The sequence below is a fragment of the Enterocloster citroniae genome (genome assembly GCF_040545455.1).
Taxonomy (GTDB): Bacteria; Bacillota; Clostridia; order Lachnospirales; family Lachnospiraceae; genus Enterocloster; species Enterocloster citroniae.
In genome coordinates this window covers 171,072-186,086 of the sequence record NZ_JBEPLZ010000002.1, presented here as the reverse complement: position 1 = coordinate 186,086, position 15,015 = coordinate 171,072, and the positions used below count along the sequence as shown (strand labels likewise).

Sequence of the window (15,015 nt, the reverse complement as noted above, 5' to 3'; positions counted from 1 at the left end):
ACGGGATGTTAAAAATAAAAGTGACAAACATCTCTGTCTGTCACTTTTTCTCAATCTTTGTGCAAGTTAACTATTCTCATTGTCTACTATTACCTATAGCAGCTTCAGGCGTTCAAATACCTCGGCCAGCTTTGGCGGCATGGCTTCCACCAGCTTGCCGGACATGTCCCGGGGCGAATCCTTCATGCCTCCCAGAACCCACTTGACTGTCATATACACGGAGCCCTGGCAGTACATCTCCAAAAGGAACTGCAGTTCCTGATTCAGGGCCTTGCTGTCCTTTCTGGCAAGCAGGTCTGTGTAAAACTTGAGGATCAGCTCAAAATCATGCTCCTTCAGGGAATTTTTGTCATCTGAGCGGAAGGCTTCTGTAAAAAACACCTTTTCATTGAGGATAAATTCAAATTTGCGGGTCAGGCTTTCCCCCACCGTATGCCCCATGCCGATCTGCTCAAAGGACTGGAGCACCAGCTTGTCAAAATACCAGTTGATCAGGTCATATTTATCCAGGAAACTGCGGTAAAAGGTCTGGCGGGTAACGCCGCATCCCTCCACGATATTCTTCACCGTAATCTTATCCACAGGCTGGGTCTTCATGCATTCCTTCACGGAAGCCGCCAGCTTGTATTTGGTTTTCTCCTGCCTGCTTATCTCAGCCACGGTATCCATCCCTCCCCAGTACAGCCGTCCACGGCAATATACCTCAAACTCCTGTGTCAGATACCATTATACTAAAAATTCCCCCGGCCTGCTACCTGTTTTTGAAAATGCTGACCATAGCCTTCCACATCTGGACCAGCACATTCCACATCCTGCGAAGCGGGCTTTCCTTAATCTTTGCCACCTCTGCATCCGCTGTCTTGGCATCATCCTCATCCACACTGATCTCATCGGTGCGGAGCACGATCTGCAATGTCTTTGGAGCCCTGTTCTTATCAGAGGTAAATGAAACCTTTTCAGAGGACGGGTCCATGAACAGGAAACGGTTGTCTGTGTCAAACTTATCCAGCTCATTGTCAATGGTGTCCTTCATGGTGCGGCCCGCCCGGCGCATGGCCGTGGTGCTGTCCAGTATGCTCAGGCTTCTGTCCAGAAGTTCCATGCTGCCTCTTAAGCTGTCCCGTGCAGCAGCGTCAAAATCATCACTGCTGTCCTTTAAGGTATTCTGTACAATGGTCATGGTGCTGACGCCGTTATTCAGGGCATCTGTGGTGCGGCGGACAAGCTCCTGGGAATCATCCAGGGCAGCCTGGAGATCCGGATAATAGGTGTCCAGTGAATCGTGGAGTGCGGTCAGGTCCTCAATGAGATAGTCCAGGTTATCCACGATCTCCGCACTGTATTTTGCCGAGTCCGAAGTGTCATCCATCAGGTTGGACATCAGAAGGGAAAGCTCGCTGCTCTTTTTGGATATATCCGTCAGCATGGACTGTCTGCCGGACAAAAGCTCCATCAGGGTCCCCATGTCCACCGGAACCTCGGGAGTACCCACCAGCGGTACATTGTGCTTTTCAATGACCGCCATTATTGTTGAACCCGGCGTAAGGGACAGTGTTTCTCCTGCGCCGGATGCGGCGTCTGTGTCTGAAGCGGCGCCGGTTCCTGATGTGGAGTCTGCGCCCGATGCAGCGCCCGATCCTGATGTGGAGCCTGCCCCGGATGCGGCGCCCGATCCTGATGCGGCGCCTGTTCCGGCTGCAGTGCCCGATCCGGTCCCTCCTGCTGATGCGTCCGTTTTCGTACCTGCTCCCCCGGAACCATTGGCGGCATTATCCTGGGAACCGGCGGAGCCGCTGCCCTGATCATTCTGGTCGGGAGTGCCGGAGGCGGAACCTGCGTTCGTGGAACCGTCCGTACCGGTGGATCCGCCCGTACCGGCAGAACCGTCCGTGCCGGTGGAACCGCCCGTACCCTGGCTGTTCTTGTCATCTGTTCCTGAGGCATTGTCCGCGCCGGCGGAGCCGTCCGTACCGGCAGAACCGTCCGTACTTGCGGATCCGTCCGCGCCGGTGGAACCGCCCGTACCCTGGCTGTTCTTGTCATCCGTTCCCGGGGTGTTATCCGTGCCGGCGGAGCCGCCTGTACCGGCAGAACCGTCCGTACTTGTTGAACCATCTGCACTCTGGTCGTTTTTCTTATCAGTGTCCGTTGTATCTCCTGTGTTGTCCGTATCCTTTCCCTGGGAATCGGTGTGGCCGGAGCTGCTTCCACTCCCGCCACCGCCATTTCCACGTGAGTGGCCAAAATCCTCTTCATCCATATAATAATCTTCATCCAGGAAACCGATCCCTGCGCCGGCACTGGCCAGACCGGTCACATATACCTGTTCGCTGGCCTGAAGCTGGGCATCCAGGGCAATCAGCTGCTGCATGATCTCCATCAGCTCAGGGATATTCTCGGAGATCCCCGCTGAACTGCTCTTGATGTTATTCAGCCTGGTGTGCAGCTTTCTTAAGGGATCCTGCATATCTCCAAGTGTATTTACAATATCTCCCATACTCTTGTGGACCACTTCCGCTGAATCCTTGGCGGTCTGGAGATGGGGTATCATGGTTTCCAGCTGCTGTGAAACAGAGGTCAGGGACGCCAGGGTCTGGTCGTTTCCGGCCAGGATGCTGTCCTTGGAATTGCTCCACTTCTGCCTTGCACTCTCCGCTGAATCCAGTCCTCCACGCACCTGGTTCACACCCTCACGCATATCTTCCACGGATTTTGCCATCTGTTCCAGGCTGTCATACAGCTCATCCCCTGCGTCCTGCCATGTATCCTTGGCTTCCTTCAGATCCTTGATGTGCTCCAGATCCTCCACGGTTCCCGGCATCATGGCCATGATGACTCCGGTGGTCTCAAAGCTGTCCGTGCCGATGCGCACAGTGTAATCCCCCTCCTCCCCGGGCAGGGCTGTGAACACTACCGCTGTTGTTTCCCCCAGATTCTGGGTTTGTGAACCTTCCGCCTCCACGCTGTAGCATTTCCCCATGTCAACAGGAACCGCCACCATGAGCATCATGTTATTGCGGTAATATTCCCGGGCATCGTCATTGGGGTCCGCCTTTATATGGATCTCCACCAGCCCGGACGCGCCGGCCAGCTGATCACCGTTGGATGGCACGCCGTTCAGTTTATAGGAAACGTCAAATTCCCAGGGCAGTGTAATCTGGTCTTTATCCAGGGCGCATTTGTAATAGAACCGCTCCTTCTGGGCCTGGGGAAAATTCCAGGTGACCGAACCGTCTCCCAGCACCGGCACTGCCTGATTGGACATATTGGTCACATCCAGATACGTGCCGTAATCCGTAAAATCCGTAAGGCCGTTAAGGCTGCATCCCTTAACCACGTTGATCTTATCAAGCCTGCCGTAATAATCCAGGTTTACGTACATGGTCTCATCCACATCCACGGCCGCTTCCGCCCCATATACCGGCAGGCCCCCGCCAGCATTGGTGCAAAGCATAGCCGCGGCCAGGCCGGCTGTCATGACTCTTTTATACTTATACTTCATTGCTTTCCACCTCCGATGGTTCATTGTTTCTTTTATTTCCGATGGTTATTTTATTTACAATGGTCCCAAGCCCAGCTTTGATAATCGCCTTGCGCTTTTCATGGCGTTTTCTCAGGTGCTTTTGCAAGCGGTCCCATTCATTGCTTGTTATGATCCGGTCAAACAGGGCCAGCAGGGCGGGCAGTACGGTCAGCACCAGGATTACGCTGAACAATCCGCCTCTTCCGATCAGATGGCCCAAATCCCCAATGGCCGCTGTGGTGGATATAAAGTGTATGATATATCCTGCCAGTATGATGATGGTCCCCGATGTGAAGATGGACGGGCAGGACAGCATCAGCGCCTGTATACAGGCTTCCTTCTTGGGCAGCGTCTTCCTGCAGGATACGTAGTTATTGGTCATAAGTATGGAATAATCCACGGTTGCTCCCAGCTGGATACTGCTGACAATAATGTAACCCATAAACACCATGGTGTCGCCCTGGAGATAGGGCATTGCCATGTTGAGGAAAATAGCCACCTGGATAGGGATCATTACCACAACCGGTATGATAAACGACCGGAAGCTGAACATGACGACCAGGAATACCCCCAACAGGGACAGGGTGTTTACCCGTGCGTTATCCGAGGTGATCGTGGTCTTAATGTCCTGGGTGGATGGGGTCTCCCCCACCAGATATGCCCCGTCCGGATAATACCGGTCCACAATGCTTTGTATTTCATCCGTGCACTTAAATGCCTGGTCGCTTTCCGTCTTAGTCCTTATGTATATCAGCATTCTGCAGGAATCCTTGGTATGAAGCTCGCTGGTAAGGGAATAGGGAAGGAAATCCTCCGGAATCCCCACAGGCAGGGTGTTGGCCAGGGACATTACGCTTTTAACATAGGGCAGGTCCTCGATCTCATCGGACATTTCCTTTTCCAGCACCGGCGAAGTATTTGGATACAGGGCCAACAGCATGTTGCTGCGCCCGAACTTCTGGGATATCTCCTGGTCGTCCGCATAGACCTGGGTCCCCTCGCTGGCTCCCACCGCACTGTTGCCGTAAAGGAAATCATTCATCCCCTGGGCCACATAGGCGGGCGGGGTGAGTAGGACCATAATGATCAGGGAAGCATAACGCACCTTGTATACCCATTCGCTGAATTTGCGGAAGCTGGGCAGGAAGGGACGGTGCCTGGTCTTGTCATTCCACTTTGTAAACTTCAGGATCATGGCGGGCATAAAGAATACCACGGTGATCAGGCTGAACACAATTCCCTTTGCCAGAACCAGGCCCATATCAAAACCAATGGTAAAATTCATGGACACCAGGGCCAGGAAGCCCACCACGGTGGTCAGGCTGCTGGCGAAAATAGAGTTAATGGCCTCCTCAATGGCTCCCACCATGGCCTCCTCTTCCGTCTTTCCCTTCTGCCGCTCCCTGGAAAACGCATCCAGCAGGAAAATAGAATAGTCCATGGAGGTGGCCAGCTGCAGCACCATGGCCACATTGTTGGTCAGAAAGGACACGGTCCCGATAAATATATTGGTTCCCCGGTTCAGCAGAATGGCCACGCCCATGACCAGCAAAAACAAAAAGGGCTCGGACCACGCCGTGGTGGTGATGCACAGTACCGCAAAGATCATGATCACCGCCACGGTGAGGATAAGGTTCATCTCACTTTCCACATTTTCCGTCAGGGACTTGTTCTGGACAGCCATGCCCACATAATACCCCTTATCCCCGGTGATGGCCTTCATCTCATCAATGGCCTGGGAGGTCTTCTTAGTGGTGTCCCCCTCGTCAAAGGTGATATCCATCACGGCGCAGCCATCCTTATAATAATCCTCAATATCCTTCTGGTTAATAAAATCCTCTCCGGAATAAATATTCACCGTACTGTCGCACCACAGGATCTGGTCCACGCCATCCACTGCCTCCAGCTTATCCTTGTACTGCTTTGCCTCATACAGGCTAACGTCCTTGATCATCAGCCTGGCTGTACCCGGGTATCCGAATTCATTTTCCATTAGATCCAGTCCGATACAGGACTGGGCCGTGTCCGGCAGATATTCGGTCAGGTCGTAATTCACATTCACAAAAAGCATTGCAATCAGGGAAAAGATACACCCTGCCACAAATACGCTCTCGATCCAGCCCTTCTTATGTATGATAAAACCGGCCAGACGGGCGGAAACCGACAATCCATCTGCCTGCTCCTGCCCTTTTACCCTGTGTGTCTTTCTCTTCAATCTGTCAAGCAGTCTCTGTCCCATGTTCCATACTCCCTTACACTACCGCATCATAATTATCAAGAAATATTGTTTCCCATCCTTTTCACCGCGGGCCATACCCAGGCTGCGGTAATATTCCAGGGAATAGGTTCTGTCCCCCTTGGAATCATACCTGTCCCCGGTCCGCTCCATGACTTTGGAAAATGCCTCGGATTCATCCTCACAGCTGCGGATGTACAGTTCCAGGCAGGTGGCATTTTTCCGGTAAGGAATGGAAGCCAGGTAGTCATTCACCGTTCCCTCGCCGGGAATCCGCTCATCCATGTATCCGCCTGCCATGGCTGCCTCCAGCCGGTGGGCCGCGGCCTTATTCAGGGCCATATCCATTTTAAATCCAGCGTTCCGGTCATACACCCTGTGCATATCCCCATCATAATCATCTTCCCGGTCAGGATGCTGGTCAAAATATCTCTGCTTCTTTTCCTCATTCAGTTCATCAAACAGCGCTTGAGTCTCCTCATCATAACAGCCAGCGCTGTACGCCCCGCCCCCGGTATTCTCCACCCACTGGGCCGAAACAAGGGCGCCGTTCCTTGAAAACTCATACATTCCATTGTCAAGGATCAGCTCCCCCAGGTTCATGCCGCCGTCTTCGTGGAAATAGTACCACTCTCCGTCCACTTCCTTCCATCCCCTGGCCATGATCCCATCTTTATCCAGATAATAGGTTCGGCCATCTGTCTGAAGCCATCCCTTATGTAAACTGTTGTTCTCATCCATCCAGTACCAGTTCTCCCCTGACCGGTTCCAGCCCGGGTGTGCCGTGGTGTTGCTTTCGGTTTGCTGTGCCGGCTGTGTCTCCTGGGTTTGCTGTGTCTCCTGGGCCGCTGCCGTTCCCAGGCCGGTTCCCGGAAATGCTCCCACAACCAAGACTGCCATTAAAAAAAGTCTATATTTTCTGTGTTTCACCTGATCATCCCCTTCATACAGCTGTCTAGTTATGCCTATATATCTATTATACGTCTTTTATTCTGTTAAACAACTTCTATTTTATTAATTGACATTTGTTTATTTATTGACTATAATGGATTATACTAAGAAATGGCAAAAATACAATGATTAATTTTGATGGATTCGCCTAATAATCAACACTATTGCATCATTTGTCCAGGAAAAATATGTTAAATATTTGTAAAGTCTAATGGGGCTGCGTTCCCCATATCTGTAGTGCACTCTCCGAATCTCCTGGTACTCAGATTTGCGGGATGGTTTTTGTCAGTTAGCCACAAATGTATGAGGCGTACATGGTGTGTACGTTGATCAGTTTGCGTGGGGCCGGCGGAAGGATCAGCCGCAAGAATGGGTGCCTGGAAGGCTCCGAAGGTACATTATACATCAAAGGAGGATTGAATCATGAGTACTGATTCCATAGACCGCAGGGTTAGAAAAACACGGAGGCAGCTTCGGGAATGTCTTATTTCCTTATTAAAGGAGAAAAAAGTCCAGGACATCACGGTCCGCGAGCTGACAGACATGGCCGATCTGAACAGGGGAACCTTTTACCTTCACTATAAGGACGTGTTCGACCTGCTGGAAAAGACTGAGGCTGAGCTGCAGGACGAGTTTAACCAGCTGGTGCTCAAGCATGACGCCGTGGACCTAAAGCAAAGACCGGCTGTGATCTTTAATGAGATCTATTCCCTGGTTTATGAAAATGCAGATCTCATTGAAATCCTGCTGGGTGAAAACGGGGATCTGAATTTTGTCAACCGCCTGAAAAAGCTTATACGCGAAAAATGTCTCAAGGACTGGATGGAGGTATTCCGCACCGGCAATCCGGCTGTCTTTGACGCTTTCTTTTCCTATATTGCATCGGGCTGCGTGGGGCTGGTACAGTACTGGCTCCAGACCGGACTGAAGGAAACGCCACAGCAGATGGCAAAGCTGACCGAGCAGATCATCACCCAGGGGATCGAGGTGCTGGAGATGGATCCTTACGCGTAGGGGAGGCCGGGGTTTGAATTTTCATTTATATTATGATATGATGGTAGACATGCAAAATTCATGGTATCAGATAAAACAACCAAAGACAGGAGCACTTCATGGAATCTAAGAACTTATACACAGTTACAGCCACTGTCCGCCTAAAAAAAGGCCAGGGACGCACCCTGAAAGCCGGCGGAGCCTGGATTTACGACAATGAGATCGACACCATCACCGGGGAATATGAGAACGGGGACCTGGCCGCCGTGGAGGATTTTGACGGTTATGGGCTGGGGCATGGATTTATCAATACCAACTCCAAGCTGACCGTGCGCATGTTATCCCGCAAAAAGGATACCGTTATTGACCAGAACTTTATTGAGATGCGGGTCAGGAATGCGTGGGAGTACAGAAAAGCAACCGTGGACACTTCCAGCTGCAGGATCCTGTTCGGAGAGGCCGACTTTCTTCCGGGTATTGTGATCGACAAATTTTCCGATGTGCTGGTGGTGGAATCTCTGGCACTGGGGATCGACCGGCTGAAACCTGTGATCGTGGAAATGCTTAAAAAGGTTCTGGCAGAGGACGGGATCACCATCCGGGGCGTTTACGAGCGCAGCGATGCAAAGGTCCGCCTCCAGGAAGGCATGGAGCGGTATAAAGGGTTTATAGGAGAGCCGTTTGATACCAAGGTGGAGATTCTGGAAAATGGGGTCCGCTACCTGGTGGATGTGGAGGACGGCCAAAAGACCGGATTTTTCCTTGACCAGAAATATAACCGCCTGGCTGTGCAGAACCTGTGCAGGCGGATCCAGCCGGACAAGGTGCTGGACTGCTTTACGCACACCGGTTCATTTGCCCTGAATGCCGGGCTGGCCGGCTCCAAGGACGTGCTGGGCGTGGACGCATCCCGTCTGGCGGTGGATCAGGCCAGTGAAAATGCAGCGCTCAACGGAATCCAGGACAGGGTGCATTTTGAATGTGCAGATGTATTTGACCTGCTTCCCAAGCTGGAACAGGATGGGCAGAAATTTGATGTGGTCATTCTGGATCCGCCGGCATTTACCAAATCCAGAAATTCCATAAAAAATGCAGTTAAGGGGTACAGGGAAATCAATCTGAGAGGCATGAAGCTGGTAAAGGACGGGGGGTATCTGGCCACCTGCTCCTGTTCCCACTTTATGGACCCGGAACTTTTCACAAAGACGATCCGGGAAGCGGCCGGGAATGTGCACAAGCGGCTGCGCCAGGTAGAGTACCGTACCCAGGCCAGTGACCATCCCATCCTGTGGGCCGCGGATGAAAGCTACTATCTGAAGTTCTATATTTTCCAGGTCTGCGATGAGAAGTAAGAAATGCCGCGCCCATGTGCATAGGCCGGATAAATGTGGATAGATTGATAGTAAGGGTATCAGGTCAGTGGATATTTGACGGCCTGGTACCCTTTTTGATCGGTTAGATGTAAGTTGTTATTATTTCCGTGATTGGAGGAACTATGCTCTGGATCATTCTGGTTATCCTGCTTCTTATACTGATCGCGTTTATATTATACTGCTGTGTGTGCAACACCACGCCCTATGACCGTGAAGTGGATGATGAACAGCAGATGGAATACCTGCGCCAGTATAAAGAACAGTGTAAGGAACATCATAAAGACAAATAGGAAAAGACTACCCTTTTTTCCGCACGTACCATATGTAGCATATGGTGAAAAAAAGGATGCCGTACAGGGAGGCGGCGGGAACTGCCAATCCAATATCAAACAGGCTGGCGCCTTCCTTTAAGCTGAACAAATAGGAAAGAGGCACACGTACCAGGAAGGACGCCGTGATCCCCTGAACCATAACCGGAAGCGACATGCCGTGTCCGTTAAAATAACCAATATAACTGAAAACCAGGCATGTGAGGATGGCCTCAAAGCTGAATCCTTTCAAATATTCCGCGGCCCTTATGATATAAGCTTCATTCGTGGTAAAGACCGAGGCGGGGATATCACCGCGGAAAAATGAGATCAGGAATATGATCACCCCCACAGACGCTCCTAATCCCATGCCGGTAAGCATTGCCTTCCTGGCCCTCTCCTCCTTTCCTGCGCCCACATTCTGGGCCACGAACGCGGACATGGACTGCATAAGGGCTGACGGGATCAGCATGATAAAGGAGATCACCTTTTGCGCGATCCCATAACCGGAGGACGCCTCCAGCCCAATGCCGTTGACAATGGCGCACAGGATCAGGAAGGAAATGCTGGTAAGCAGCTCCTGCAATGCCAGGGGGATGCCCAGCTTGAGGAAAACCGGGATCTCACTGTTAAAATGCAGGTCCTGCCGTGTGACTGTAAAAGGAAGGTTCTGCCTCCTGATAATAAACAGGGACAGGATCACGCTGACCGCCTGGGCTAAAATGGTAGCGAGCGCGGCGCCTGCCACATTCATGTGAAGAACCGCCACAAAAAACAGATCCCCCACAATATTCACCAGACAGGCAATGGACACAAAGACCAAAGGCAGCTTTGAGTTCCCCAGCCCTCTGAATATGCCGCTGATCACATTATATGCGACCACAAAAATAATTCCCGCTCCGCAGATTCTTACATACTCAATGGTCATTTCATAGGCTGGGGCAGGCGCGTTGAGCCAGGATGCAAATACCGAGGCGCTTGCCAGCAGCAGGACCATAATGACTGCGGTAAAAACGGCAAAAAAGCAGATGCATCCTCCGATCACACTTCCCACACGGTTCACCCGCTTTTCCCCCAGATACCGGCTGATCAGCACCGTTATCCCCATGGTCAGGGAGGTGATGACAAAGGTCACCAGATTTATGATGTTGCTGCCTGTTGCCACGGCTGATATGCCTGCATCCGTGCCAAACTGGCCTACCACCAGAAGGTCTACTGCCCCGTACATGGCCTGGAGGATCAAAGCGCCCAGGATGGGGACCATGAATCTGATCAGTTTTGTTACTATGTTTCCCTGTGTAAAATCATCGGATAGGTTGGTTGGGGTTGACATTTTGGACTCCTTTTATATGTAAAATGGTTTGGATGTATTTCTTCACTTATATAAGACTTCAGCACTCTTCCTAATCATCCAGATTCAGAAGCATTTTCCCGGCAACCCTCATAAATACATCCAATTCTTCCTTGGGTATTCCCCTCACAAGCTGCTCTTCCGTCCTCTGTATCTCCTGCTGAAGGGCCAGGCGTATATGTTCTGCTGTTTCCGTGAACAAAATCTCCTTGTATCTGGCGTCATGTTCGCTGCTGACTCGCTGGATCATCTTCTGCTCTTCCAGTGTTTTCAATAGTTCTGTGGCCGTGGATGGCCGCAGATCAAACTCCTTTTCTATATCCTTTTGAAACAACGGCTTGTCTTTACTTTCAACCAGAATAAACTCAAGGATACGCCCCTGAGCCTCAGTGATGCCCAAAAGCCTTCCTGTCTTCCCGGAACGGCGCCTTAGGCGTATGGATATCATATTAATCAATTTGCCGGTCTGCATAAGCTGTCCTCTCTTATCTGGTCCAGGTGAATCCACATGGAATTATTATAGGGTCCTGATCGGATGTTGACAGGATCTTCATTGGGCCTTCATTGGATTTCCATTAAATTTTCATTGGAAATGCTGACATAGAACGCAATTAGTTCGCTTCCTAAGTATTTAATTATAGCAAGATTTTAACAGTTGTCAATCATATCCTGCCATACGGGTAAAAATCCAAAACACAACGGCTCCGATCAATGTTCCTATCGTATTGGTGAAAATATCATCCACCTGAAAATAGCCCCGCTGCGTGATCAGCTGTATCACTTCAACCGTACAGCTCAAGGCAAATCCAAACAAGGTACAGATAACCGGGTTCCTCATGAGTCTCCATGTCCACGGAGCAAGAATCCCAAAGGGAATGAATAACAGAACATTTTCAATCACATAAGAATTGTCTCTGGGCCCTCCAATGGTCCCAAATAAGGTTAGGCACATTTCAGTGCGCGATCCAGGCTCCCGCTCAAATATAGTGAGAATGGACAGCATGATAAAATAAATAATAAGCAAGGTACATTTCAGGCACCTTTTATTACAGCCTAAAAACTTTATGCTGCAAAGCCCTATCAAAATACCCACAATAAGCGCTATTGGAAGATATCTTGATTTTTCTAATATGTCGGATAAAATATATTCCAAGGTCTGTTGGGATAATAAATGCAATTAGTCTGCTCCATTTCTTAATTTCTGATAATACCGGGCCCATCACTGCTCCTTCGCCCTACCTGTATACTATAATTGCCGTTTGAAGCCATGTCAAGAAAACTCCTGACTTTGTTTGAAATTCGTGGGGGGGGGGGTGAGTACGTCTTGCATTTCCGTGGGGGTGGGATGGACCATGTGCTAAATCGTGAGATGGACCATATGTTAAAGTGTGAGGTGTGCCTTACGCAAGTATACGTTGTATACTTATATGTTTAGTTGTGTGAGGCGTAATTATATGAGGCGTAATTAAATAAACAGCGCATGTGATTGATGCCCTCACATTCCCCTGCAGATATAACAATGCATTGTTTACATTATAGTGGCCCTGCACTTTTTCAGTTAGAATATGGGATAGTCTCTGTTATATCAGGAGAACACTATCATTGGGGCGGTTCCCGAATAATGCCGCCCCTATACTAACAAGGAGGTTTTTATGAAGTACTCACCAGAACAATTGTCCCAACAAACCAATCTCTTTTTAAAACTCCTGTCCGTGGAGCGCAACTTGTCAAACAGGACCCTAAAGGCATACCGGAGCGATCTGCAATGTTTTATGCTGTGGTGTAAAAATACGCAGATCGAGACCTTGGACCAGAACACTATCCTCTCCTACTTCCACTATCTACAGACCACACTGGAGCGAAAAGCCAGTTCCATTCAACGAAAATACATATCCATCCGGCAATTTTTTCAATATATGAATCAGGAAGGGATTTCAGCAGAACGTTTTTTCCGTTTTTCCACAAGGAAATTCCAACTTCCCAAAACAATCCCCCGTATTCTGTCAACAGCGGAGATCCGCTCCCTTCTTTTTCTTGCAGACGCTCAGGTCTGTCAGTCTCAAACCAATTTTCATAAAATACTGAATATACGGAACAATGTAATTCTGGAACTCCTCTTCTGCCTGGGTCTTCGCATTGGTGAGATCAGTGCACTGGACCTGCCTCACTATGACCCGGCAGAACGGACACTGCTCATTCATGGAAAAGGACGAAAGGAACGGCTCCTCTATATTTCTTCCCCGGATGTCATAAAGAAACTCCACACCTGGCTGGATATCAGGCACCAGCTAAATCCCACTGACCACGCAATGTTCCTGAACCGGTATGGAAACAGGCTTTCCATATACGGAATAGAAAACCTCTTCCGCAAATACAGGGACCTGTCCTCCATCAATCCCGCCTCCACTCCCCATTACCTGAGGCACAGCTTTGCAACACAGCTGCTAAATAACGGGGCTTCCATCCGAGATGTACAGGAGCTGCTGGGCCATGCCAGCATTGTTACCACACAGATCTACACAGAAGTCTCCATCGACCGCCGCCGGCAGGTGCTGGAAAAGTATAATGCTCGTAACTTTTTGTTTGAAAGCCAGATAATTGAATAGATTGATTGGATTGGGTTGATTCCTCATTTGCCGGGTGGGTGCTGGCGGGTGGGGAATTTTTTTGGGTGGGGGTGGTAATTTTTTAGTTGGTGCAAATAATAACAATTATTTGGAGGAGCGTGGGCGGGGCTGGGTGGAGACTTAGTTCATCTAGCATGGATGAGGTTGAAGTAGTGCCGAAGGATTAGGACAAGGTTGGTTGATAAGTAAAGTCTAATAGATAGATGAGAAAACAACTTTAATACACCATATAATATATTGAAAAGAATTACTGTAAAGTGAGAACATTATATTACAGTAATTACTGTATGCAGATAATGAAAACAACTGGAGGAGAAAGAAGATGTCTTTATATGAGAAACTCGTTAATGGCAAAGAAAAGATTGCCCTTGTTGGTTTGGGTTATGTAGGTATGCCCATCGCTGTAGCGTTTGCCAAAAAAGGATTGAAGGTAGTCGGCTTTGATCTTAACAGGATAAAGATTGATTTGTATAAGTCCGGAGTTGATCCTACAAAAGAAGTTGGGGATGAAGTTATTAAGACAACTACAGTTGAATTTACATCTGAGGAAAAATCGTTGCAGGATTCAAAATTTATTATTGTTGCTGTCCCTACACCAGTAAATACGGATCATACTCCTGATCTTACTCCTGTAATTGGAGCATCTGAAATTGTTGGTCGAAATCTTACCAAAGGGTCTATTGTTGTGTATGAATCAACAGTTTATCCAGGTTGTACAGAACATGTTTGTATTCCTATTCTTGAAAAAGAATCGGGGCTGAGGTGTGGTGTTGACTTTAAGATAGGTTATTCACCTGAACGTATCAATCCTGGTGATAAAGTACATCGTCTTGAAAATATCCACAAAATCGTTTCTGGATGTGATGCAGAAGCTCTGGAAGAAATCAAGAATGTATACGATATTGTAATTGAAGTCGGAACTTATCCCGTATCTAATATGAGAACAGCGGAAGCTGTAAAAGTTGTTGAAAACAGCCAGCGCGATATCAATATTGCGTTTATGAATGAATTGGCAATGGTATTTGATCGTATGGATATCGATACTAATGAAGTAGTAGATGGTATGAATACAAAATGGAATGCGCTTGGATTCAGACCGGGGCTTGTTGGCGGTCATTGCATTGGTGTTGATCCATACTACTTTACTTATGAAGCAGAGAAACTTGGCTATCACAGCCAGATCATTTTAAATGGCCGCATTGTGAATGACAGTATTGGTGCATATGTTGCGGATGCTGCCATCAAGCAAATGATTGCAGCGGGCCAGGCTCCCAAAAAGTCCAAAGTTGTTATCCTCGGTCTAACATTTAAAGAAAACTGTCATGATACAAGAAACAGTAAAGTAAATGATATTATCAAACAGCTAAATACATATGGCATTGATCCTATAGTTGTGGATCCATGGGCAAACGAAAGAGAGGCTATCCTTGAGTATGACGTGACGCTTACTAAGATTGGAGATGCAAAGGATGCAGACTGTGTAATCGTTGCAGTTGCCCATAACGAGTTTAAAGCAATTAGCTTAGATGATATTAAATTTATGTTTAAAAATTGTCCAGATGAAGAAAAGGTTCTGATCGATGTTAAAGGACTTTACAAGGTGTGTGATCTTAAGGTTTCTGGTCTAAAGTACTGGAGACTGTGAATTAGAGG

Annotated in this window: 12 protein-coding genes; 5 read left to right on the top strand and 7 right to left on the bottom strand. The window is 48.8% G+C overall.

Annotated elements, in window-relative coordinates:
• Window positions 1-93 precede the first annotated feature (93 nt).
• The 4 genes from ABID13_RS02840 to ABID13_RS02825 all read right to left on the bottom strand — a co-directional run bounded on the left by ABID13_RS02840 (window position 94) and on the right by ABID13_RS02825 (window position 6,689).
• Complete coding sequence (locus tag ABID13_RS02840; RefSeq protein WP_207740153.1) at window positions 94-669, bottom strand: TetR/AcrR family transcriptional regulator C-terminal domain-containing protein; 576 nt, start codon at window positions 667-669, stop codon at window positions 94-96.
• Window positions 670-751: 82 nt separating this feature from the next.
• Window positions 752-3,502, bottom strand: a complete 2,751-nt coding sequence (locus ABID13_RS02835) for a hypothetical protein (protein ID WP_048929825.1) — start codon at window positions 3,500-3,502, stop codon at window positions 752-754.
• Complete coding sequence (locus ABID13_RS02830; RefSeq protein ID WP_007860693.1) at window positions 3,492-5,762, bottom strand: efflux RND transporter permease subunit; 2,271 nt, start codon at window positions 5,760-5,762, stop codon at window positions 3,492-3,494. The genes ABID13_RS02835 and ABID13_RS02830 overlap by 11 nt, the downstream gene beginning before the upstream one ends.
• An 18-nt stretch (window positions 5,763-5,780) precedes the next feature.
• The gene (locus ABID13_RS02825; RefSeq protein WP_048929826.1) at window positions 5,781-6,689 is read right to left on the bottom strand and encodes a hypothetical protein; all 909 of its coding nucleotides are present in this window, start codon (window positions 6,687-6,689) and stop codon (window positions 5,781-5,783) included.
• A gap of 444 nt (window positions 6,690-7,133) precedes the next feature.
• On the opposite strand from ABID13_RS02825, the gene ABID13_RS02820 reads away from it, so the two are divergent.
• The 3 genes from ABID13_RS02820 (at window position 7,134) to ABID13_RS02810 (ending at window position 9,366) form a co-directional block, all read left to right on the top strand.
• On the top strand, window positions 7,134-7,724 hold the full coding sequence (locus tag ABID13_RS02820; RefSeq protein WP_007860695.1) for a TetR/AcrR family transcriptional regulator: 591 nt from the start codon (window positions 7,134-7,136) through the stop codon (window positions 7,722-7,724).
• Between the two features lie 98 nt (window positions 7,725-7,822).
• The gene (locus ABID13_RS02815) at window positions 7,823-9,055 is read left to right on the top strand and encodes a class I SAM-dependent rRNA methyltransferase (RefSeq protein ID WP_048929827.1); all 1,233 of its coding nucleotides are present in this window, start codon (window positions 7,823-7,825) and stop codon (window positions 9,053-9,055) included.
• Between the two features lie 143 nt (window positions 9,056-9,198).
• Window positions 9,199-9,366 carry a hypothetical protein gene (locus tag ABID13_RS02810; RefSeq protein WP_007860697.1) on the top strand — a complete coding sequence of 56 codons (168 nt, stop codon included), beginning with the start codon at window positions 9,199-9,201 and terminating at the stop codon, window positions 9,364-9,366.
• Between the two features lie 7 nt (window positions 9,367-9,373).
• Here the strand turns inward: ABID13_RS02810 and ABID13_RS02805 are convergent, their stop codons facing one another.
• From ABID13_RS02805 to ABID13_RS02795, 3 genes are all read right to left on the bottom strand, one after another.
• A complete protein-coding gene (locus ABID13_RS02805; protein WP_048929828.1) occupies window positions 9,374-10,717 on the bottom strand; it encodes an MATE family efflux transporter in 1,344 nt (447 codons plus the stop codon).
• 70 nt (window positions 10,718-10,787) lie between these two features.
• Window positions 10,788-11,207, bottom strand: coding sequence for a MarR family winged helix-turn-helix transcriptional regulator (locus tag ABID13_RS02800; RefSeq protein ID WP_045093247.1), 420 nt, complete (start codon window positions 11,205-11,207; stop codon window positions 10,788-10,790).
• Window positions 11,208-11,393: 186 nt separating this feature from the next.
• Complete coding sequence (locus tag ABID13_RS02795; RefSeq protein ID WP_270279454.1) at window positions 11,394-11,828, bottom strand: VanZ family protein; 435 nt, start codon at window positions 11,826-11,828, stop codon at window positions 11,394-11,396.
• 559 nt (window positions 11,829-12,387) lie between these two features.
• Here ABID13_RS02795 and ABID13_RS02790 point away from each other — a divergent pair.
• Window positions 12,388-13,341 (top strand): tyrosine-type recombinase/integrase, encoded by a 954-nt coding sequence (locus tag ABID13_RS02790; RefSeq protein ID WP_048929830.1) that lies wholly within the window; start codon window positions 12,388-12,390, stop codon window positions 13,339-13,341.
• Window positions 13,342-13,684: 343 nt separating this feature from the next.
• Window positions 13,685-15,007, top strand: a complete 1,323-nt coding sequence (locus tag ABID13_RS02785) for a nucleotide sugar dehydrogenase (RefSeq protein WP_048929848.1) — start codon at window positions 13,685-13,687, stop codon at window positions 15,005-15,007.
• Window positions 15,008-15,015: the final 8 nt, after the last annotated feature.

What these genes read in the sequence shown, in the direction of transcription:
- ABID13_RS02820 (WP_007860695.1), top strand. Translation starts at nt 7,134, where the DNA reads ATGAGTACTGATTCCATAGACCGCAGGGTTAGAAAAACACGGAGGCAG.
- ABID13_RS02835 (WP_048929825.1), bottom strand. Translation starts at nt 3,502, where the DNA reads ATGAAGTATAAGTATAAAAGAGTCATGACAGCCGGCCTGGCCGCGGCT.
- ABID13_RS02810 (WP_007860697.1), top strand. Translation starts at nt 9,199, where the DNA reads ATGCTCTGGATCATTCTGGTTATCCTGCTTCTTATACTGATCGCGTTT.
- ABID13_RS02815 (WP_048929827.1), top strand. Translation starts at nt 7,823, where the DNA reads ATGGAATCTAAGAACTTATACACAGTTACAGCCACTGTCCGCCTAAAA.
- ABID13_RS02830 (WP_007860693.1), bottom strand. Translation starts at nt 5,762, where the DNA reads ATGGGACAGAGACTGCTTGACAGATTGAAGAGAAAGACACACAGGGTA.
- ABID13_RS02805 (WP_048929828.1), bottom strand. Translation starts at nt 10,717, where the DNA reads ATGTCAACCCCAACCAACCTATCCGATGATTTTACACAGGGAAACATA.
- ABID13_RS02790 (WP_048929830.1), top strand. Translation starts at nt 12,388, where the DNA reads ATGAAGTACTCACCAGAACAATTGTCCCAACAAACCAATCTCTTTTTA.
- ABID13_RS02840 (WP_207740153.1), bottom strand. Translation starts at nt 669, where the DNA reads ATGGATACCGTGGCTGAGATAAGCAGGCAGGAGAAAACCAAATACAAG.
- ABID13_RS02785 (WP_048929848.1), top strand. Translation starts at nt 13,685, where the DNA reads ATGTCTTTATATGAGAAACTCGTTAATGGCAAAGAAAAGATTGCCCTT.
- ABID13_RS02800 (WP_045093247.1), bottom strand. Translation starts at nt 11,207, where the DNA reads ATGCAGACCGGCAAATTGATTAATATGATATCCATACGCCTAAGGCGC.